General features: G+C 67.2%; 19 protein-coding genes. 14 read left to right on the top strand and 5 right to left on the bottom strand.

What is annotated here, in order from left to right; translation table 11 throughout:
- Positions 1-39 precede the first annotated feature (39 nt).
- The 5 genes from HCU76_RS09480 (at position 40) to HCU76_RS09460 (ending at position 4,572) form a co-directional block, all read left to right on the top strand.
- Positions 40-633, top strand: a complete 594-nt coding sequence (locus HCU76_RS09480; protein ID WP_218509101.1) for a PadR family transcriptional regulator — start codon at positions 40-42, stop codon at positions 631-633.
- Positions 634-635: 2 nt separating this feature from the next.
- Positions 636-1,472: a siderophore-interacting protein gene (locus HCU76_RS09475; RefSeq protein WP_218509100.1), complete on the top strand. Its 837-nt coding sequence runs from the start codon at positions 636-638 to the stop codon at positions 1,470-1,472.
- 127 nt (positions 1,473-1,599) lie between these two features.
- The gene (locus tag HCU76_RS09470; protein ID WP_218509099.1) at positions 1,600-2,598 is read left to right on the top strand and encodes a tripartite tricarboxylate transporter substrate binding protein; all 999 of its coding nucleotides are present in this window, start codon (positions 1,600-1,602) and stop codon (positions 2,596-2,598) included.
- An 8-nt stretch (positions 2,599-2,606) separates the two neighbouring features.
- Positions 2,607-3,938 (top strand): sulfatase, encoded by a 1,332-nt coding sequence (locus HCU76_RS09465; protein ID WP_218509098.1) that lies wholly within the window; start codon positions 2,607-2,609, stop codon positions 3,936-3,938.
- Positions 3,939-4,056: 118 nt separating this feature from the next.
- Positions 4,057-4,572: a hypothetical protein gene (locus HCU76_RS09460; RefSeq protein ID WP_213953342.1), complete on the top strand. Its 516-nt coding sequence runs from the start codon at positions 4,057-4,059 to the stop codon at positions 4,570-4,572.
- A 39-nt stretch (positions 4,573-4,611) separates the two neighbouring features.
- On the opposite strand, the gene HCU76_RS09455 is transcribed toward HCU76_RS09460, so the two are convergent.
- Positions 4,612-6,147, bottom strand: a complete 1,536-nt coding sequence (locus tag HCU76_RS09455) for a DHA2 family efflux MFS transporter permease subunit (RefSeq protein ID WP_256354105.1) — start codon at positions 6,145-6,147, stop codon at positions 4,612-4,614.
- Positions 6,144-6,611: a MarR family winged helix-turn-helix transcriptional regulator gene (locus HCU76_RS09450; RefSeq protein WP_213953340.1), complete on the bottom strand. Its 468-nt coding sequence runs from the start codon at positions 6,609-6,611 to the stop codon at positions 6,144-6,146. Before HCU76_RS09450 ends, HCU76_RS09455 begins: the two co-directional genes overlap by 4 nt.
- 137 nt (positions 6,612-6,748) lie before the next feature.
- Here HCU76_RS09450 and HCU76_RS09445 point away from each other — a divergent pair, with 137 nt between their 5' ends.
- The 5 genes from HCU76_RS09445 (at position 6,749) to HCU76_RS09425 (ending at position 12,841) form a co-directional block, all read left to right on the top strand.
- A complete protein-coding gene (locus tag HCU76_RS09445) occupies positions 6,749-7,093 on the top strand; it encodes a helix-turn-helix transcriptional regulator (RefSeq protein ID WP_213953339.1) in 345 nt (114 codons plus the stop codon).
- Positions 7,083-8,414: a type II toxin-antitoxin system HipA family toxin gene (locus HCU76_RS09440; protein WP_371319785.1), complete on the top strand. Its 1,332-nt coding sequence runs from the start codon at positions 7,083-7,085 to the stop codon at positions 8,412-8,414. Before HCU76_RS09445 ends, HCU76_RS09440 begins: the two co-directional genes overlap by 11 nt.
- 119 nt (positions 8,415-8,533) lie before the next feature.
- Complete coding sequence (gene mutS, locus HCU76_RS09435; RefSeq protein WP_218509097.1) at positions 8,534-11,128, top strand: DNA mismatch repair protein MutS; 2,595 nt, start codon at positions 8,534-8,536, stop codon at positions 11,126-11,128.
- Between the two features lie 33 nt (positions 11,129-11,161).
- Entirely contained in the window at positions 11,162-11,989 is an 828-nt protein-coding gene (locus HCU76_RS09430; protein WP_218509096.1) for a proteasome-type protease, read from the top strand.
- A 45-nt stretch (positions 11,990-12,034) separates the two neighbouring features.
- Complete coding sequence (locus HCU76_RS09425; protein ID WP_213953336.1) at positions 12,035-12,841, top strand: alpha/beta fold hydrolase; 807 nt, start codon at positions 12,035-12,037, stop codon at positions 12,839-12,841.
- 19 nt (positions 12,842-12,860) lie between these two features.
- On the opposite strand, the gene HCU76_RS09420 is transcribed toward HCU76_RS09425, so the two are convergent.
- Both HCU76_RS09420 and HCU76_RS09415 read right to left on the bottom strand, forming a co-directional pair.
- Positions 12,861-13,643: an IclR family transcriptional regulator gene (locus HCU76_RS09420; protein WP_218509095.1), complete on the bottom strand. Its 783-nt coding sequence runs from the start codon at positions 13,641-13,643 to the stop codon at positions 12,861-12,863.
- Between the two features lie 19 nt (positions 13,644-13,662).
- A complete protein-coding gene (locus HCU76_RS09415) occupies positions 13,663-14,433 on the bottom strand; it encodes an IclR family transcriptional regulator (RefSeq protein WP_218509094.1) in 771 nt (256 codons plus the stop codon).
- A 162-nt stretch (positions 14,434-14,595) separates the two neighbouring features.
- On the opposite strand from HCU76_RS09415, the gene HCU76_RS09410 reads away from it, so the two are divergent.
- The 4 genes from HCU76_RS09410 to HCU76_RS09395 all read left to right on the top strand — a co-directional run bounded on the left by HCU76_RS09410 (position 14,596) and on the right by HCU76_RS09395 (position 19,852).
- A complete protein-coding gene (locus tag HCU76_RS09410) occupies positions 14,596-15,762 on the top strand; it encodes an acyl-CoA dehydrogenase family protein (protein ID WP_218509093.1) in 1,167 nt (388 codons plus the stop codon).
- Positions 15,763-15,893: 131 nt separating this feature from the next.
- Positions 15,894-18,098: an acetate--CoA ligase family protein gene (locus HCU76_RS09405; protein ID WP_218509092.1), complete on the top strand. Its 2,205-nt coding sequence runs from the start codon at positions 15,894-15,896 to the stop codon at positions 18,096-18,098.
- A 55-nt stretch (positions 18,099-18,153) separates the two neighbouring features.
- A complete protein-coding gene (locus HCU76_RS09400) occupies positions 18,154-19,491 on the top strand; it encodes an MFS transporter (protein ID WP_218509091.1) in 1,338 nt (445 codons plus the stop codon).
- 70 nt (positions 19,492-19,561) lie between these two features.
- Positions 19,562-19,852 carry a DUF1330 domain-containing protein gene (locus tag HCU76_RS09395; RefSeq protein WP_213953330.1) on the top strand — a complete coding sequence of 97 codons (291 nt, stop codon included), beginning with the start codon at positions 19,562-19,564 and terminating at the stop codon, positions 19,850-19,852.
- A 75-nt stretch (positions 19,853-19,927) separates the two neighbouring features.
- Here the strand turns inward: HCU76_RS09395 and HCU76_RS09390 are convergent, their stop codons facing one another.
- Entirely contained in the window at positions 19,928-20,752 is an 825-nt protein-coding gene (locus HCU76_RS09390) for an undecaprenyl-diphosphate phosphatase (protein WP_218509090.1), read from the bottom strand.
- Between the last annotated feature and the right edge of the window lies 1 nt (position 20,753).

Raw genomic sequence — 20,753 nt, 5'->3', positions numbered from 1 at the left:
ATATCGTAACTGCATCAAATCAAGCAAAGAGGACAGCCGATGCGTCACTTCAGGAATTTCGAACACTGCATCCGCCGTGGCGAGCACGGCGACGGCCCCGGCGCTGGCGGTCGGGGCCGCGGCGATCACCATCGCGACGGCATGCGCGAGGGCATGCGCGGCGGCGGCCGCGTGTTTGGCCACGGCGGCCTGCGTTTCGTGCTGCTGCAACTCATCGCCGACAAGCCGAGCCATGGCTACGAGCTGATCAAGTCGATCGAAGACCGCCTCGGCGGCAGCTACAGCCCCAGCCCGGGCACTGTCTACCCCACGCTCACGCTGCTGGAAGAACTCGGCTACCTCACCGTGGACGAGGCCGATGCCGGCGGCCGCAAGCGCTACAGCATCACCGAGGCCGGCCGGGCCTTCCTGGCCGACAACCGCGTGACTACCGACGCAATGCTGGCCCGCATGCAGGGCGGCGTCGACGGCGCCGGCCCGCGCGGCGGACGACCGCCGCAGGTCACGCGCGCCATCGAGAACCTCAAGCTCGCCATGCGCATGCGGCTGTCGCGCGAGCCCCTCACACCGGCGCAAGCCAGCGCCTTCGCCGCCGTGCTCGACAGCGCGGCCCAGCAACTGGAACAGATCTGACGATGAGCACCGAAACCCTTTCCACCCTGCCCGACCGCCTGCCGCAGCGGGTGCGCCACCCGCTGCGCTTTCGCAAGCTCGAAGTGCGCACTGTGCAACGCGTCACGCCGCACCTGGTCCGTATCACGCTCACCGGCGATGCGCTGGAAGGCTTCACCAGCCTCGGCTTCGACGACCACGTCAAGCTCACGCTCCCCGATGCTGTGTCCGGCGTGCTCACCGTGCCGACCATCGGCGCCGACGGCAGCCCGAGCTGGCCGCCGGGCCCCAAGGCCGTGATGCGCGACTACACGCCGCGCCGCTTCGATGCCGAGGCACGCCTGCTCGAGATCGACTTCGCGCTGCACGAGGCCGGCCCTGCTACACGCTGGGCCGAAAGGGCGCAACCGGGCGATGCCATCGGCATCGGCGGGCCGCGCGGCTCCTTCATCGTGCCGATGGATTTCGATTGGCACCTGCTGGTCGGCGACGACACGGCGCTGCCCGCGATCTCGCGCCGACTGGCCGAGTTGCCCGCTGGCGCGCGTGCGCTGGTGCTGGCCGAGGTCGACGGACCGGCCGACCGCATCGCACTGGACAGCCGCGCCGCGGTCGAGGTGATCTGGGTGCACCGGGACGATTTCGGCGCCAACCCATCGGAGCCGCCCTTGTTGACCGCTTTGCGGAAGGAGCGCCTGCCGACGGGCGACTTCCACGGCTGGGTGGGCTGCGAATCAGCCGCCGCCAAGGCCGTGCGCGCCTGGCTCGTCAACGAGTGCGGCGCCAATCCGAAGTGGATCCGCGCGTCTGGCTACTGGCGCCGAGGCGCCGCAGCAACGCATGACTCGCACGACGAGTAGGCCGCGTCCGGCCGCGCTCGCACGGCAAGACGAAGCACGGGCCATCGGGGTAAGTCCGGTCTGGTCGATGAGATGAATCGATCGTCCGCGCTCTAAAGTGAGCCGAAGCCCACAAGGAGAGACATCGATGCGCATCGGACCCAACCTGCAGCGCCGCCGCCTGAACACTGCCCTGGCCGCCGCCGGCACCATGGCCTTTGCGCCGTTCGCCGCGGCGCAGAACGCCATCGCGCCCGGCACGCCCATCAAGGTGCTTATCGGCGTGCCCGCCGGCGGCACGCAGGACGTGCTCACGCGCGCCATCGCGCAGGAAGTGAGGGACTCGCTCGGCCCGCTCATCATCGACAACCGCTCGGGCGCGGCGGGCCGCATCGCGGTCGAAGCCGTGAAGTCGGCGGCGCCCGACGGCCGCACGCTGTTGCTGGGCACGGCCGGCATGATGACCATGTACCCGAGCGCCTACAAGAACCTCACGTACGACCCGGTGAAGGACTTCCAGCCGATCATCAACGCAGCCCGCTTCGAGCTGGCGCTCGTGGTGAACAAGGACGTGCCGGCCAACACGCTGGCCGACTTCATCACCTGGGCCAAGGCGCAAAGCGGCGCCGTGAGCTTCGCCTCGTATGGCGCCGGCACGCCATCGCACTTCCTCGGCGAGATGCTCAATCGCGGGGCCGGGCTGCAGATGGTGCACGTGCCTTATCGCGGCTCGACACCGGCACGGCAGGACGTGATGGGCGGCAGCATCCCGGTCTACTTCGACACGGTCGGCGGCGCCCTGCAGATGCTGCCGAGCGGTCGCGTGAAGGTGCTCGCGACGAGCGGCGACAAGCGCTCGCCGCTGATGCCGAGCCTGCCGACCTTCGTCGAGGCCGGCTACAAGGACGTGATCGCCACCGCGTGGTTCGCCTACTTCGCGCCAGCCAGGACACCCAAGCCCGTCGTCGACCAGTTGCGTGCCGAATTCATGCGCGCCGTGAACACGCGCGAGGTGCGCCAGCTACTGCTGCAGAACGGCATGTACCCCCTCGGCGACAACGCGGACGCGCTGCTGAAGACGATGCGCGAGGACACCGCGCGCTGGGCCGGCATCATGAAGGCCGTCAACTTCCAGGCAAACGATTGAACGCCCTCATGAACGACAACGAATCCAGGCGCCCCAACATCGTCTTCATCGTGGCCGACGACCTCGGCTTTGCGGACCTCGGCTGCTATGGCGGGCGCGACGCGAGCTTCGGCCCGGTGTCGCCGGTGCTGGACGGCCTGGCCGCGCGCGGCATGCGCTTCACCGACGGCTATTCGAACTCGCCCGTCTGCTCGCCGACCCGCTTCGCGCTGATGACCGCGCGCTACCAGTACCGCCTGCGCGGCGCGGCCGAGGAGCCGATCAACAGCAAGTCCCGCGGCAGCGCCACGCTGGGCCTGCCGCCGGAGCATCCGACGCTGCCGTCGCTGCTGCGCAAGGCCGGCTATCGCACCGCGCTGGTCGGCAAGTGGCACCTGGGCTACCCGCCCGCCTTCGGGCCGCTGCAATCGGGGTATGAAGAATTCTTCGGACCGTTGTCGGGCGGCGTCGACTATTTCACCCATTGCGACTCGCGCGGCACGCACGACCTGTACGAAGGCAACGAGGAGGCCGTGAAAGAGGGCTATCTCACCGACCTGTTCTCCCGCCGCGCCGTGGACTACATCGAACGGATGAGCGCGCAGCCCGACCCGTTCTTCCTCTGCCTCACCTACACCGCGCCGCACTGGCCCTGGGAAACCCGCGACGATGCGGGCATCGCGCCGCAGGTGGCCGACAATCTGTTCCACCTGGACGGCGGCAATGTGGAGACCTACCGCCGCATGATCCATCACATGGACGAGGGCATCGGCTGGATCATGGCGACGCTCGAGAAGGCCGGCATCGCCGACGACACGCTCGTGGTCTTCACCAGCGACAACGGCGGCGAGCGCTTCTCGGACAACTGGCCGCTGGTGGGCGGCAAGATGGACCTGACCGAAGGCGGCATCCGCGTGCCGTGGATCGCGCATTGGCCTTCCACGATCCGGCCCGGCGCCGTCAGCGCACAGCACTGCATGACGATGGACTGGTCGGCCACGATGCTCGACGTGGCCGGTGCGACGGCGGACCCGGCCTGGCCGCTCGACGGCGTGTCGCTGCTGCCAGTGCTGCGCGACCCGGCGCACGTCTTTCCGAGGCCGCTGCACTGGCGCATGAACCACCGCGACCAGCGCGCGCTGCGCGACGGGGACTGGAAATACCTGCAGGTCGACGGCAACGAATACCTGTTCAACATCCCGGCCGACGCGCGCGAGCGGGCCAACCGCGCCAGGCGGGAGCCCGATAGGCTGGCCGCGATGCGCGCCGACTGGCTGGCCTGGAACGCCACCATGCCGCCCATTCCTGCCGATGCCACGGTCAGCCTCGGCTATTCCGCCAAGGACATGCCGCAGCGTTGATACGACTCCGCAATGCGCCAGATGGCGCTGGCCATTTGTCCGGTTGACATTTAAATACACGGACTCGCAGAATTCACCGCACTTGAATACTTTAGAACTAGCCGCGGAGTGAACTGCAATGGATCTACTTGAGAAGTGGCAACTCATTGGCTGCATGGTCACAGCCATCGTCGTGCTGGCCTTCCTCTACTGGGGATGGAACCAGAAGGCCATCAAGAGCGAGGCGGCGCGGCGCATCGAAGCCGCACGCATCCGATCGGGCCACGTACCCCTCGAAATCCCGACCACGCGCAGCGGCCTGCGAAGCGCCGGCAACACCGACGACCCCGACACGCTGCCCGAATGGTTCATCCAGGGCTCCGGCGAGCACGCCATGGTCGACGAGACGCCGCGCATGCAGATCCGCTACCTGGACGTCGATGGCAAGAAGGTGCAGAACGTGCTCCAGGTGGAGCAGCTCGACCTGCAGAAGAAGCTGATCGTCGGGCACACCGACATCCCCGGCGACGTGCGCAAGATCTTCCTGCACCAGGTGCTGGCGGCGCGCAGTGCGGAGACGGGGCAGCGCTTCAACCTCGACACGTGGGTGGAAGCCGTGCGCGTGGCGCGGCGCCGGCGCGGGCTGGCGCATTAGGCTCGCCCCCAGCTCGCCGCGCGGCGGCTCACGAAAGGGTCAGTGGGGCACTTCGACCGCCGCACCGGCAGCCGGTCCGCGCTTCGGACTGCGGATCATCAGCAGCAACGGGATGGCCGCAAGCGTGATCACCATCATGATCCCGAAGTCGTTGAGGTAGCCGATCAGCGCACCCTGGCGCGTGACCTCGGCGTTGAGCAGCGCCAGGCCGCCGACGGTGTCGGGGTTCATCATGGACGGAAGGCTGGGCAGGCCGAGGTTGCCCGGCGACACCGTCGCCGCCAACTGCGCATGCGCCTTGCTGGAGCCTTCGGTCAGCAGCGCCTGCACGATCGAGATGCCCACGCTGCTGCCGATGTTGCGCAGCAAGCTGAACACCGGCGTGCCCTGGTTGCGCAGCCGCGGGGCCAGCGTCGCGAAGGTGGCGGTCGACAGCGGCACGAAGGTGAAGCCGATGCCCAGGCCCTGGATGAAGCCGGAAACGACGATCAGGGTGCTGTCCATCTGCAGCGTCAGGCGCGTCATCTGCCAGAGCGAGAGCGCCGTCAGGCTGAAGCCGACGGCCATGATGGCCCGCACGTCGTACTTCTGCACCAGGCGGCCCACCAGGATCATCGCGATCATCGTGCCGATGCCACGCGGCGCCGTCACTTGGCCGGTGTAGATCACCGGGTAGCCCATCAGGCCCTGCAGGAAGTTGGGCAGCAGCGCCATCGTCGCGAACAGGATCATGCCGACGATGAAGGCGAACAGCAGGCCGGTGACGAAGTTGCGGTCCTTCAGCAACTCGCGGTCAAGGAAGGACACGCCGCGCACCGTCCAGGTGTGGACCACGAAGAAGCCGAAGGCGACCAGCGCGGCGGCGGCCTCGAGCTTGATTTCCCAGGAGTCGAACCAGTCGAGCTGCTCGCCGCGGTCGAGGAACATCTGCAGCATGCCGATGGCCAGCGACAGCGTGACAAACCCGAAGATGTCCAGCTTCTCGCCCTGGGGCCGGCTCTCCGGCAGGTAGCGTGCGATGCCCCACAGCGCGAACAGGCCCACCGGCAGGTTGATGAAGAAGACCCAGCGCCAGTCGAAGTTCTCGGTGAGCCAGCCGCCCAGCAGCGGCCCGAGGATCGGCCCGACCATGATGCCGGCGCCCCAGATCGCCATCGCCTGGCCGACCTTCTCGCGCGGGTTGATGTCGAGCAGCACGGCTTGCGAGAGCGGCACCAGCGCAGCGCCGAAGATGCCTTGCAGCAGCCGCGCGCCGACGATCTCGACCAGTGAGCCGGCCAGCCCGCACAGCGCCGAGGCGATGGTGAAGCCGACCACCGAGATGATGAACACGCGGCGCCGACCCCAGTGGCCGCACAGCCAGCCGGTGAGCGGCAATGCGATGGCCGACGCGACGATGTAGGAGGTCAGCACCCAGGTGATCTGGTCCTGCGACGCCTGCAGGCTGCCCTGCATGTGCGGCAGCGCAACGTTGGCGATCGTGGTGTCGAGCGCCTGCATGATGGTCGCCAGCATGATCGAGATGGTGATCATGCCCCGATGCGGGATGTTGGCGTGGTTCACGGGGGTGGTCATTCCTTCGCCTCCGACTCGCTCGCCGAGGCTACGAGACCGCTGCGCACCTTGCCGAGCAAGGCGATCAATTGAACGCGTTCCGCCGGCTCCAGCACGCTGAGCGTCCTGGCCTGCAGACTGTCGCTGATGGTCAGCGCGCCATCGAGCGCCTTGCTCGCGCTGGCCTCCAAGTGGATCTGGTTGACCCGCCGGTCGGTTGCGCTGGGCTCGCGGCGGATCCAGCCGGCCGCAACCATGCGGTCGCACAGCGTGGCGACCGCCATGGTGCTGAGGCCGAGGCGTTGCGCCAGTTCGGTCTGCGACAGCGCGGCCTCGTCGTCATTCATCGCCAGCACGCCGAGCAACCGGCATTGCGCCCGCGAGAGGCCGATGCGCTCGCGCGCGAGGCGGTCGAAGGCCTCGCCATGGAGCTTTGCCACGTCGTTGACCAGGAAGCCAAACCGCTGCGTGAAATCTCTTTTCATAAGCCCACCTATTATAAGTATGCTTATGATTTTGGGCGCACAGGCTATCAGCAAAACGCTGGCCAACCACGCTGGATTGCAAACAATCGATTCGACTAATAAAATAGCTAATAACTCGCTTAAACACCATTTTATTGATGCCAAGGCACACCCCCTCGCTCGTTGGCCTGCCTGCCCCCGTGCAGGCGTCGCTGCTGCGAGCGGGCCAGCGGCTGCGCGCACACCGCGTTCAACGCGGCTGGACGGTGGCCGAAATGGCCGAGCGCTTGTTCTGCTCGCCAACCACTTGGCGGGCGCTTGAAGCGGGCAAGCCGGGCACCAGCATCGGACTCTTCGTGCAGGCGCTGTGGCTGTTCGGGGAACTGGACACGCTGGACGCGGTGGCCCCCGCACCAGCCGGACTGGCGTCCAACCGGCGGGTGCGTCGACCGGCCGGCAAGGTGGCCCCCGGCGTGATCGGAGAAGCCGAGCGTGACTTCTGAGCCCGGTGCCGTCGAACGCAACGTCTACGTCGGCATTGCGCAAGAGCCCCCAGGACCGGGCGGTGCCCGGCCCGCCCCTCGCGGGGGATTGAGTCGAGATGGCAAAGCTACGTCGACTCAAGAGACGCCCGACGATGTGCAGCCGGTCGGGCTGCTGAAGCTGGCTCGGCACGGGGTGATGGAGTCCGGCGAATTCGCCTATGGGCGCCGCTACCTGCAGCAATCCGGCGCACAAGCGCTGAACCCTGACCATCTCCCCCTGCGCGATGCCGCATTCGTGCTGCCCGAGCGGCGCGTGCGCGACGGCGGGGCCATGCCCCTGACCTTGCGCGATGCGCTGCCGGACAGTTGGGGACGCAAGGTGCTGGAAGTGCAGCAAGGCCGGCCGCTGTCGGACCTCGATGCGCTGCTGCTCACCAATGAGGACCGAGTCGGCGCGATGGTGTTCGCCGAGTCATTGCCCATCCGGCCAGATGCACCGGCAACCACGCTCCTCTCGCTCGAAGACCTGGCGGAAGCATCAAGGCGCATCGAGGCCGGAATGGAGGTCACGCCACGCATGCAGCAACTGCTGCGAGGCGGCAGCCTGGGCGGCGCGCGACCCAAGGCGACGTTCGTGCATGAGGGTCGACGCCACATCGCCAAGTTCGCCTCGCGAGGCGACGAGCACGACATGGAAATCGTCGAAGCCGCGACGCTCGGGCTGGCAAGGACCTGCGGGATCGACGTGCCGAGCTTCCTGCTGCAGCCCCTGGCGATGGGCCACGCCTTGCTCATCGAGCGCTTCGACCGCATTGGCCCCGTGATGGACGAACGCCGCCTGCACTACCTCTCGTCCTCCGCGTTGCTGGACGTGCCCTACGAATCCAGCGGCGGCAGCTATGTCGAACTGGCCCAGTTGCTGCGTCGACTTTCCGCCAGCCCGGAGCAGGACGTCCGCGAACTGTTCCGTCGAATGGTGTTCAACCTGTGCGTCGGCAACAGCGACGATCACGTCAAGAACCACGGTGCGCTGCGTCAAGGCAATGGCTCGTGGCGGCTGGCGCCTGCGTTCGACCTGGTCGCGCAGTTGGACAGCCACACCGGCTACCAGGAACTCGCGATCCTGCCGGGCCAGCACGCATCGACCCTTGCGTTGGCGCACGAGGCCGCACCGCATTTCGGGCTGGCGCCCGCGGGTGCCGATGCGCTGATCCAGTCGATCGGCGCCACGGTGGCCGACCGGGCGCAGGCGGCAATCCAGGCCGCCGGCGGCAACGCCGCGCTCGTCAAGCGCTTCACGGACTTCGTCGGGCAGCAAGCCGAGCGCATCCGCGCCTGAATGTCGCGGAAAATCCCCGCCAGACATCTATCGCCCGCGCCGCCCGGCGTCGGCCTTCCAGGAAACGGATCCCCGCGTTGACTTCGATAGCGCCAGCCGAGCTGGCATCCCACACTCCCATGATGGTGCAGTACCTGCGCCTCAAAGCCGACCATCCGGACACCCTGCTCTTCTACCGGATGGGCGATTTCTACGAGCTGTTCTGGGCCGACGCCGAGAAGGCCGCGCGCCTGCTCGACATCACGCTCACTCAGCGCGGTCAGTCGGCCGGCCAGCCGGTGGTGATGTGCGGCGTGCCCTTCCATGCGGTCGACACCTACCTGGCCCGGCTCATCAAGCTGGGCGAGTCGGTCGCGATCTGCGAGCAGGTCGGCGAGGTCGGCGCGAGCAAGGGGCCGGTCGAGCGCAAGGTGATGCGGGTCGTCACGCCCGGCACGCTGACCGATTCCGAGTTGCTCAACGACCGCAGCGAATCGCTGCTGCTGTCCGTGCATGCCGGCACGCGCAATTTCGTCGGACTGGCCTGGCTCAGCGTGACCGGCGCGGACCTGCACCTGGCCGAATGCCCGGCCGATGCGCTCGAAGGCTGGATCGGCCGCATCGCGCCGAGCGAGGTGCTCTACAGCGCCGAGGTCACGCCGGCCTTCGAGAACCGGCTGAAAGCGGCGCGCTCCGGCACCGCGCCTTTCAGCTTGTCGATCCGGCCGGCCTGGCAGTTCGATGGCGGGCTCGGCGAACGCAAGCTGAGCGAGCAACTGGCCAGCGTGAGCCTCGCCGCGTGGAATGCCGAGGGGCTGACGAACGCGCATGCCGCCGCCTCGGCCTTGCTCGGCTATGCGGAACACACGCAGGGCCGCGCGCTGACGCATTTGCAGAAGCTCGTGGTCGAACGCGATGGTGAACTGATCGAGCTGCCACCCACCACGCGCCGCAACCTCGAACTCGTGCAGACGCTGCGCGGCGAGGATTCGCCGACGATGTTCTCGCTGCTCGACACCTGCATGACCGGGATGGGCAGCCGCCTGCTCAAGCGCTGGCTGCTGGCGCCGCGGCGCGACCGCAGCGAGGCGCAGGCTCGACTGGAAGCCATCGCCGCGCTGCAGACCGCGCCCGCGGGCAGCACCGTGCTGCCCTGGCGCACGCTGCGCGAGCAACTCAAGAACACCAGCGACGTCGAGCGCATCGCCGCACGCATCGCCTTGCGCCAGGTGCGCCCGCGCGAACTGGTGGCGTTGCGCCTCGCGCTCGCCAAGACCGAGCAGCTGGCGCCCGCGCTGCCGGCCTTCGCCGCGCTGCTCGCCGGCATCTGCAACGACTTCGCCGCACCGCCGGGCTGCGCCGAATCGCTGGTCGGCGCGATCAAGCCCGACCCATCCGCGCTGGTGCGCGACGGCGGCGTGATCGCGTCAGGCCACGATGCCGACCTCGACGAACTGCGCGCCATCAGTGACAACTGCGACGACTTCCTCCTCAAGCTAGAAATCGAGGAGCGCGAGCGCACCGGCATCAGCAACCTGCGCGTGCAGTTCAACCGCGTGCACGGTTTCTACATCGAGGTCACGCAGAGCATGCTGGCCAAGGTGCCCGACAACTACCGCCGCCGCCAGACGCTGAAGAACGCCGAGCGCTTCATCACGCCCGAGCTCAAGGCTTTCGAGGACAAGGCGCTCTCGGCGCAGGACCGCGCGCTGGCACGCGAGAAGTTCCTCTACGAGCAACTGTTGGATGCCCTGCAGGCCCACGTTCCCGCGCTCACGCGCCTGGCAACCGCACTGGCCACGCTCGATGCCCTCTGCGCACTGGCCGAGCGCTCGCATACGCTGAACTGGCGCGCACCTTCCTTCGTGGCGCACCCCTGCATCGAAATCATCGGCGGCCGCCATCCCGTGGTCGAGGCGCGCCTGGCCGAGAAGTCCGCCGGCAACTTCATCGCCAACGACACGCGCATGGGCCCGCAGCAACGCATGCAGGTCATCACCGGCCCCAACATGGGCGGCAAGTCCACCTACATGCGGCAGGTGGCGATCATCGTGCTGCTGGTTTCCATCGGCAGCCACGTGCCGGCCACCACCTGCCGGCTCGGCCCGATCGACGCGATCCACACCCGCATCGGCGCGGCCGACGACCTGGCCAATGCGCAATCGACCTTCATGCTGGAGATGACCGAGGCCGCGCAGATCCTGCACGGGGCCAGCGCCCAGTCATTGGTGCTGATGGACGAGATCGGCCGCGGCACCAGCACCTTCGACGGGCTCGCGCTGGCGGCCGGCATCGCGGCGCAACTGCACGACCGCACCAAGGCCTTCACGCTGTTCGCCACGCACTACTTCGAGCTGACCGAGTTCCCGGCCACGCACCATGCGGCCGTCAACATGCACGTGAGCGCGACCGAGTCGGGCCGCGACATCGTGTTCCTGCACGAGATGCAGCCCGGCCCGGCCAGCAAGAGCTACGGCATCCAGGTGGCGCGTCTCGCCGGCATGCCCGCTGCCGTGGTGAACCATGCGCGGCAGGCTCTGGAAGCACTGGAGGCGCAGCAGACGCAGACGCGTGCGCAAGTCGACCTGTTCGCGCCGCCGCCCGAGGTCGCGCCGCCCGCAACCAGCGCCGTAGAATCCGCGCTGGCTGCGCTGGACCCCGACGCGATGAGCCCCAGGGAGGCGCTCGAGGCCCTCTACACACTCCAGAGATTGAACGCACGAAGCCACGGCTGACAAACGGGCCCGTTTCGTGCACAGAGACTGCTCATGACATATTGCGTAGGCATCAAACTGAACGCCGGCCTGGTGTTCCTCTCCGACTCGCGCACCAACGCGGGTGTGGACCACATCAGCACCTTTCGCAAGATGATCTGCTACGAGCAGCCGGGCGACCGCTTCATGGTGCTGCTGTCGGCGGGCAACCTGAGCATTTCGCAATCCGTGCGCGAGATCCTGCAGATCGAGGAACTGCAGGAGGCCAACGGCGGGCCACCGATCACGATCTGGAACGCGAAGAGCATGTTCGACGCGGCGCGCGTGCTCGGCTCGGCCGTGCGCCATGTGTACGACCGCGATGCCGAGGCGCTGAAGCATGCCGGCCTGGACTTCAACGTGTCCTTCATCTTCGGCGGCCAGGTCAAGGGCGAGGGCATGCGCCTGTTCCTCGTCTACTCGGCCGGCAATTTCATCGAGGCCACGACCGAGACGCCCTACTTCCAGGTCGGCGAATCGAAGTACGGCAAGCCGGTGCTCGACCGCGTGCTCACGCCCGAGACGCCGCTGGACGAGGCAGCCAAGTGCGCGCTGGTGTCGATGGACTCGACCATGAAGTCGAACCTCTCGGTCGGCCTGCCGCTCGACCTGGTCGTCTACGAGGCCAACAAGCTGCAGACCGATCGCGTGATCTGCATCGATGCCGAGAACCCCTACTACCGCATGATGCACAACAGCTGGGGCCAGAAGCTGCGCGAGGTGTTCGACAGCATCGAGGACCCGGTGTGGGACGACTCGGCTTCCGCGCATCCCCTGAAGATGCCGGCCGCGCGCCACGGCGCGCTGCGCAAGATCTCCACGCCTGAAGAAAAACTGATCTGAGTCCCGGTACCGTTCGGGCGCGCCCGGCGAACGGGCGAACAACATATGCCTTCCATCGTCTTCTCCCACGGCAACAGTTTCCCGGCCAGCACCTACCGGGTGATGCTCGACAGCCTGCGCAATCGCGGCTTCGAGGTCGATGCCATCGAGAAATTCGGGCACGACCCGAAGTACCCGGTCACGGACAACTGGCCGAACCTGGTGCAGCAACTCGCCGACTTCACGAAGGCGCGGATCGGCAAGAAAAAGGGCGGCCCGGTGTTCCTGGTCGGCCACTCGCTCGGCGGGTTCCTGAGCCTGATGTGCGCGGCCCAGCATCCTGAACTCGCGAAAGGCGTGCTGCTGCTCGACTCGCCGCTCATCGGCGGCTGGCGCGCCGACACGCTGAGCCTGGCCAAGCTCTCGCCCTTCATGCGGGCCATGTCGCCCAGCGTGGTGAGCCGCAAGCGCCGCACCACCTGGGCCCATCGCGACGAGGTGTTCGAGCACTTCCGCACCAAGAAGGCCTTTGCCAGGTGGGACGAGCAGGTGCTGCACGACTACATCGACCACGGCACGCTGGATGCGGAAGACTCGCGCGTGCTCAGTTTCGACCGCGATGTCGAGACGGCCATCTACGACACCGTTCCGCACAACCTGGGCAGCCTGCTGCGACGTCATCCGCTCAAGTGCCCGGTCGCCTTCATCGGCGGTCGCCAGTCGCGCGAGATGAAGGCCGCGGGGATGTTGATGACCGAGAAGGTCACGCACGGGCGCATCAGCATGCTCGACGGCACGCACCTGTTCCCGATGGAAAAGCCCATTGCCACGGCCGCGGCGGTCGAGGCGTCGCTGCGCAACCTGCTGGGCTGAGCGGTCGGCACCGCTGTGCCTACCGCAGTCCCAGCGCCACCTCGACGCTGCGCACCAGCGTCACCAGACGCAGCCCCACGCGCTGTTGCGTGTCGGGTGTCGCGGCCTGGGCCGCGGGTACGGTGCAGTTGAAGACCACGATCTCCGAATTGACCAGCCTGGACATCGGCACCGCGACCGCCAGCCGGTCCGGCTGGAAGTAGCCCGGATTCGTGCAGTAGCCGCGCGACGCCATCTCTCGCATCGTTTGCGGCAGCCGCCGCGCATGCTCCGCGAACAGTTTGGGATATCGCACCTTGATCTGGTTGAGCGCGGACTCGCGTTCGATGGGGTCGGCACGGGTGAGCCATGCGCGCCCGATGGCGGTGGCGATCAGCGGCATCGATGCGCCGATGTCGATGAGCGGCGCATCGCCTTCCTCCGACCGGGCAGCATCCATGTAGACCATCTCGGCGCGGTCCCGGATGCCGATGCCGACGGTGCCTCGCACTTCGGCAGCCAACTCGTTCATCAGCGGCCTGGCCACCTGTCGCAGGATCATACTGGCCAGCAACGGATAGCCCATCGACAACACGGCCGCGCCGAGGCGGTACTTGCCCAGCTTGATGTCGTGCCGCAGGTAGCCCAGCGCGGTCAGCGTAAAGCAGAGGCGCGACACCGTTGCCTTGTCGAGCCCGGTGCGGGCGACGAACTCCTTGTTGCCGAGCAGTGGCTCGCCCGGCTTGAAGCACTGGAGCAACTCGAGGCCGTTGGCCAGTGTGCTGGCGAACTGCTTGTCCTGCGGGAGGTCGTCGGCGGGCATGGTGCGTCGTCCGGGCGGCTCAAAGCCCGGCAATTTCATGGTGAGCAAGCCAGGCGCTTTCCACTTCGCGCACCAAGCGCTGCAATGCCGGCGCCACCTCGTCTTCCAGCATCCTGCGCCCCGACAGCACGGCGGGCACGCCGCATGTGAAGACAAGGGTTTCGCTGTCGACCTCCAGCCGCATCGGCACGGCGACGGCATGGATGTCCTGCTGCCAATCGCCCTTCGAAAAGCAGGCGCCGGCGTCGGCAAAGCGACGCAGCGAATCCTGGACTGCGCGGCCGTGCGTCTTCCAGGCAGTCGGGTCGTCGGCCTGGATCTGCCGGAGCACCTCGCGGCGCTGGTCCTCGTCGGTGCCCGCCAGCCAGGCCCGGCCCATGGCGGTGTCCAGCAACGGCAGCGATGCGCCGATGTCCGGCCTGAAGGCGATCGACTCATGGCCCCGGCAGGTTTCGACGTAGACCATGGCGGCGCGATCGCGCATGCCCAGCGACACCGATCCGTGCGCCTGGTCGGCCAGGGCCTTCATCAACGGGCGCGCCAGTTGCCGGATGGTCATGTTGGCGAGCAAGGGGTAGCCCGCAGACAAGGTTGCCGAGCCCAGCCGGTAGCGCCTGTGCTCCGCGTCGTACTTGAGGAAGCCGAGTTCGCCCAGCGTGTAGGTCAGGCGGGACACGGTCGCCTTCGACAAACCGGTTCGCTCGGCGAATTCGCGATTGCCGAGCGCAGGCTCGCCGACCTTGAAGCATTTCATGATCGACAGGCCATTGGCCAGGCTGGTCGCGAACATCTGGTGGCGCGGAGGATGCGGTGTTTTCAATGGGAAATGCGTCGCGGCGGTCGGTTGGATGGTGTTTAACATAGAGAAACACGCGGCTCTGAAAGGCTCGCATTCTCCTACATTTCCTGCACCGGCCCAGTGACCGCGGGCTCAACCAGACAGGAGACAAAGATGATTCGAGACACCCAGGGTTTTGAGGTTTTCATCGGCAAGCTGCGCGATTTCGTCCGCACGCGACTGGTGCCCAACGAGGCACGCGTGGCCGCCGCCGACGAGGTGCCAGTCGACGTGGTGAGCGACATGGCCGCGAACGGGCTGTTCGGCTATTCGATTCCCGAGGCCTATGGCGGCGCCGGCATGACCACCGAGGAACTGGTGCTGGCCGCGATGGAGTTGTCGCAATGCTCGGTGGCGTTTCGTGCCCGCGTCGGCACCAACACCGGCATCGGCTCCGAGGCGCTGGTGGCGGAAGGCTCGGAAGCGCAGAAGCGCCGCTACCTGCCCGACATGGCGAGCGGCAAGCTGACCGGCTGCTTCGCGCTCACCGAACCCGAGGCGGGCTCGGACGCGACGGCCCTGCGCACGACGGCCGTGCGCGACGGCGACCACTACGTCCTCAACGGCACCAAGTGCTTCATCACCAACGCGCCCATCGCCGGCCTGTTCACCGTGATGGCGCGCACCGCGCCGGACAACCCTGGCGCAAGCGGCGTGTCGGCCTTCCTGGTGGAGCGCGAGACGCCGGGCCTGAGCACCGGCAAGCCCTACAGCAAGATGGGACAGGCGGGCTCGCCGGTGTCCGAGGTGCACTTCGACAACTGCCGCGTGCCCGCCGCCAACCTGATCGGCGGCGAAGAGGGCAAGGGTTTCCGCACGGCGATGAAAGTGCTGAACAAGCAGCGCATCCACCTGGCCGCGCTGTGCATCGGCCCGGCCATCCGCATGCTCGACGACGCGATCGCACACACCGCCAGCCGCAAGCAGTTCGGGCAGCCCGTGGGTGCCTTCCAGCTGGTGCAGGCGCTGATCGCGGACTGCCAGACCGAGATCCATGCGGCACGCGCGCTCGTCCTCGAGACGGCCCGCAAGCGCGACGAAGGCAAGGACGTGACGATGGAAGCATCCATCTGCAAGTACTTCGCTTCGGAGATGTGCGGACGCGTCGCCGACCGCTGCGTGCAGATGCTCGGCGGCTACGGCTTCATCTCCGACAACAGCATCGAGCGCTTCTACCGCGACGTGCGGCTGTTCAGGCTCTACGAAGGCACCAGCCAGATCCACCAGATCAACATCGCGAAGCGCACCTTCAGCGCCGCAGGCCACGACCTCACGGCCTGACCCGCAAGGCCTGTTCACGCGGGCCTGACTCACGAACCCCGGCGACCGACTGCTGCGTCGCCCTCCCCCGGTCTCGCCAGCGCGGCAAGGCAGACCGGGTGCCCCTGTGCGCCGTCTTTCCAGGAAACCCCATGTCTTCGTTCAACCCATTCTTCAACCCTCGCTCCGTTGCCGTCATCGGCGCATCGCAGGACCTCGCGTCCATCAGCGGGCAGCCGATCGCGCATCTCATGGCCAAGGGCTATCCGGGCGAGATCCTGCCCGTGAACCCGCGCTATTCGGAAGTGGCGGGTCACCGCTGCTATCCGGATGTCGCCTCGCTGCCCATCGCGCCGGATGTCGCGGTGATCGCCGTCGCGGCCAGGCGCGTGGCCGGCGCGCTGGCCGACCTGGGCCGCAAGGGCTGCCGGTTCGCGGTGATCCTTTCCTCGGGCTTTGCCGAGGCGGGCGAGGAAGGCGCACAGGCGCAGCGCAACATCGCCGCCACGGCCCGCGAATTCGGCATGCGCGTGATCGGACCCAACTGCCAGGGCTACATGAACATCAGCGATGGCATCCATGTGGGCTTCGGCGCGCCGTACGGAGCGACCTATCCGGCGGGCCATCTCAGCCTGACCTCGCAGAGCGGCGCCTTCGGCAATTCGATCGTGATGCTGGCCAGCCAGGAAGGCATCGGCTTTCGTCACTATGTGTCGACCGGCAACGAGTCGGTGACGACCTCGCTCGACTTCATGGACGCGATGATCGACGACCCGCAGACGCATGTCATCGCGGGCTATGTGGAGGGCTTCCAGGATGCGCACCGGCTCGTGGGCATCGGCCAGCGCGCGCTGCGTGCGGGCAAGCCGATGCTCGTCTGGAAGGTGGGCACATCGGAAGCGGGCGCCAGGGCCGCCGCGTCGCACACGGCCAACCTCGGCGGCGCGATGGCGCTGTACCGAGCCGCCTTCAGGCAGGCCGGCATCATCGAGGTGAACGATGTCGGCGACCTGGCGGACTGCGCCAAGGCGCTGCTGCCGAGGCGCTTTCCCAAGGGCAATCGACTCGCTGTCGTCACGATCTCCGGCGGCGCCGGCATCGCGATGGCGGACGGTGCTTCCGACGGCGGCCTGCAGCTGCCGGCACTCGACGCATCGACCGTGAGCGCGCTGAAGCAGGTGCTGCCTTCGTTCGCGGCGGTGGCGAATCCCCTGGACGTGACGGCGAGCCTGCTGGCCGATGCCGGCCTGCTGAAGGTGACGCTCGAGAAGCTGGCCGATGATCCGAACGTCGACATGATCGGCCTGGCGCTCGCGGCCGCCGGCGGCAAGCTGGCCGTGGAGCTGGCCCGCGAGATCGTCCGCGTCTCGCAGGAGCGCGACATGCCGATCCTCGTGGCGTGGAATGCCGACCCGGCCAACGTGCAGGAGGCCTACGACATCCTCGACGCGGCCGGCATCCCGCGCTACCAGTCGCCGGTGCGTTGTGCGCGCGGCGCCAGCGCGCTGTGGGCCTTCGAGGCGGCACGCACGCGCATCGGCCGGCAGTCGGGCGAGAAGCCGCTCGTCCTCCATCGGCCCGAGGTGCGCGGCGCCATCGTCGGCCGCAACACCGACCTCACCGAGTACGAGGCCAAGCACGTGCTGAGCGCCTATGGCATCCGTGCGACGCAGGAAGCGCTGGCGGCGAACGCATCGGAGGCGGTCCGAATGGCCGGAGCCATGGACGCGCCGGTCGTCATGAAAATCCAGTCGACCGACATCCCGCACAAGACCGAGGCCGGCGGCGTGCGCCTGGGCGTGCAAGGCGACGACGCGGTGGCGCTTGCCTTCGACGAGATCATGCGCAATGCCAGGGCCCATGCGCCGCAAGCCGCGCTCGACGGCGTGCTGGTGCAGGAGATGGTCGGCGACGCGCACGAACTCATCCTCGGCGTCAACAACGACCCGCTGTTCGGTCCGGCCGTGATGGTGGGCTTCGGTGGCATCTATGCCGAGGTCATGAAGGACGTGAGCTTCCGTATCGCGCCGCTGGTGCGGTCGGAGGCCGAGGCGATGCTGCGCGAACTGCGGGCCTTTCCGATCCTGGATGGCGCGCGCGGTCGCGCCAGGGCGGACATCGACGCCGTGGTCGACACGCTCATGCACCTGTCCGCGCTGGCCATCGACCTGCGCGACGTCGTGCATGAACTCGACATCAACCCGCTCTTCGTGAAGAAGGCCGGCGAAGGCGTGAGGGCCGGCGATGCGCTGGCCAAGCCGCTGGTCCAGGCGCACCTGCATCCGCGCCTGCATCCGCAAGTCGCCGAGCCTCAATCGCCAGAAGTCACGGTCGCGGCGACCCACACCGATCGCTGAAGCCGGCCGTTCCACACCAGACATATCGACCCATAACCATTCGGAGACAAATCCCATGTCCATCGCACAAACCCACCCATCGCCGATGGGTGCAACCCTGGCCGCCAGCGAGGTCGAGCAGACCTATCGCAAGGTGACCTGGCGGCTCATGCCGTTCCTGATCATCTGCTACATCGTCTCGTACCTCGACCGCGCCAACATCAGCTTCGCCAAGCTGCAGTTCATGAACGACCTGGGCTTCAGCGAGGCGGCCTACGGCCTGGGCGCGGGGCTGTTCTTCGTCGGCTACGTGCTCTTCGAGGTGCCGAGCAACGTGCTGATGCAGCGCATCGGCGCGCGCCGCACGCTACTGCGCATCATGGTGCTGTGGGGACTGATCTCGAGCGCGATGATGTTCGTGAATTCGCCGACGGCCTTCTACGTCATGCGCTTCTTCCTGGGCGCTGCCGAGGCCGGCTTCTTCCCCGGCGTCATCTACTTCCTGACGTGCTGGTTTCCGTCGGCGCGCCGTGGCCGCGTCACGGGCTTCTTCATGATGGGCGCGGCGGCCGCGGGCATCATCGGCGGACCGGTGTCGACGTGGATCATGGTGCACCTGTCGGGCCTGCACGGCCTGCACGGCTGGCAGTGGCTGTTCCTGCTGGAAGGGATGCCGGCGGTGATCCTCGGCGTGGTCGCGTACTGCTTCCTGTGCGACAAGCCCGCCGATGCCGCATGGCTGACGACACGCGAGAAGGCCATCGTGCTGGGCGACCTTGCCGCGGAGGAACAAAATGCACCGGGCAAGAAGAGCCACGGCTTGCGCAACGCGCTTTCCAATCCCAAGGTCTACGTGGGCATCGCCGTGTACTTCTGCGTGCTGGTGTCGTTCAACGCCATCGGCTTCTGGGCGCCCACCATCATCAGGGACATCGGCGTGAAAGACCTGGTGGATGTCGGCTGGCTGTCGAGCCTGGTGTTCCTGGCCGGCGCGCTGGGTACGTATTTCATCGGGTACAGCTCCGACCGCAAGATGGAGCGTCGCTGGCACCTGGCGGCGAGTTGCGCCGTGGTCACGCTCTGCTTCGCGCTGTTGCCGCTGGCCCATCACAGCGTGGCGCTGTCGATCGCGCTGCTGTCCCTGGCGGCAGCCGCCTCCTACGGAAGCTTCGTCGTGTTCTGGACCCTTCCGCCGAGCTTCTTGCCGGGCGACTCGAAGGCGGGCGGCATCGCGCTGATCACCAGCCTGGGCGGCATCGGCGCCTTCGTCAGCCCGACGCTGGTGGGCGCCATGAAGGCCAGCACCGGCAGCATCTACATGGGCCTGACGATCCTGGGCGCAATTTCCCTGGCGGGCGCGCTGCTCATGTTCTTCACGACGCAGCGTGCCGGCATCGTGCGAGCAGAAAGATGAAACGGATCTTGCCGTGAATCGAGACACGCGGCACAGTCGCTCGTCTACATTCGAATTGAAACGAGTCTCCATGCCAAAAGCCTACTGGGTAAGCGCCTACCGTGCGGTCAACGATCCCGACAAGCTTGCCGCCTATGCGAAGCTGGCCGGCCCGGCACTTACTGCCAACGGCGCGCGTTTCCTGGCGCGCGGCGAGCCGTCCAAGGTCTACGAACTCGGCCTGATGCAACGCACGGTGTTGATCGAATTCGACAGCGTCGAGCAGGCCATGGCGGCGCACGACAGCCCGGCCTACCAGGAAGCCCTGGCCGCTCTGGGCGATGGCGCCGACCGCGAGATCCGCATCATCGAGGGCATTTGAGCGCAACAGCGCGGCGCAGCGCGCCAACGCGAGATCGCCTGCCGGCCGGAGCTTCGAGAAAGCCTCTTCAGCCCTTCAGTCGGCCCACACCACCAGCCCGCTCCACGCCGTCGCCAGCACCACGATGCCGAAGGCGATGCGATACCACGCGAACGGTACGAAGTTGTGCGTGCTGATGTAGCGCAGCAGCCAGCGCACGCACAGCCACGCGCTGATGAACGAGAAGGCCAACCCTACGCCAAACAGCGGCAGGTCGGCCATCGACAGCAACGCGCGCTCCTTGTAGAGGCTGTAGACGGCGGCGCCGATCAGCGTGGGGATGGCCAGGAAGAACGAGAAGTCCGTGGCGGCCTGCCGGCTCAGCCCCAGCAGCATGCCGCCGATGATGGTCGAGCCGCTGCGGCTGGTGCCGGGAATCATCGCGAAGCACTGCACCAGGCCGACCTTGAGGGCGTCCCACGGCGTCATGTCGTCGACGTTCTCGATGCGCACCGAACCCGGCGGGCGCTTCTCGGCCCAGAGGATGATGAAGCCGCCGATGATGAAGGTGCTGGCCACCACTGCCGGAATGAACAGGTGCGCCTTGATGAACTTGCCGAACAGCAGGCCCAGCACCACGGCCGGCAGGAAGCCGATGAAGATGTTGAGCGCGAGGCGCTGCGCCTTGGCTTGCCTGGGCAGCGCGACGACGGTCGAATGGATCTTCTGCCAATAGACCAGGATGACGGCGAAGATCGCGCCGGTCTGGATGGCGATGTCGAACACCTTGGCCTTGTCGTCGTCGAAACCCAGCAACGACCCTGCCAGGATCAGGTGACCGGTCGATGAAATCGGCAAGAACTCCGTCAGGCCCTCGACGATGCCCATGATGGCGGCCTTGACCAGCAAAACAATATCCACG

The organism is Variovorax sp. dw_308 (assembly GCF_019207085.1).
In the GTDB taxonomy this organism is placed as follows: Bacteria; Pseudomonadota; Gammaproteobacteria; order Burkholderiales; family Burkholderiaceae_C; genus Variovorax.
This window is presented reverse-complemented; position numbering and strand designations above follow the sequence as displayed.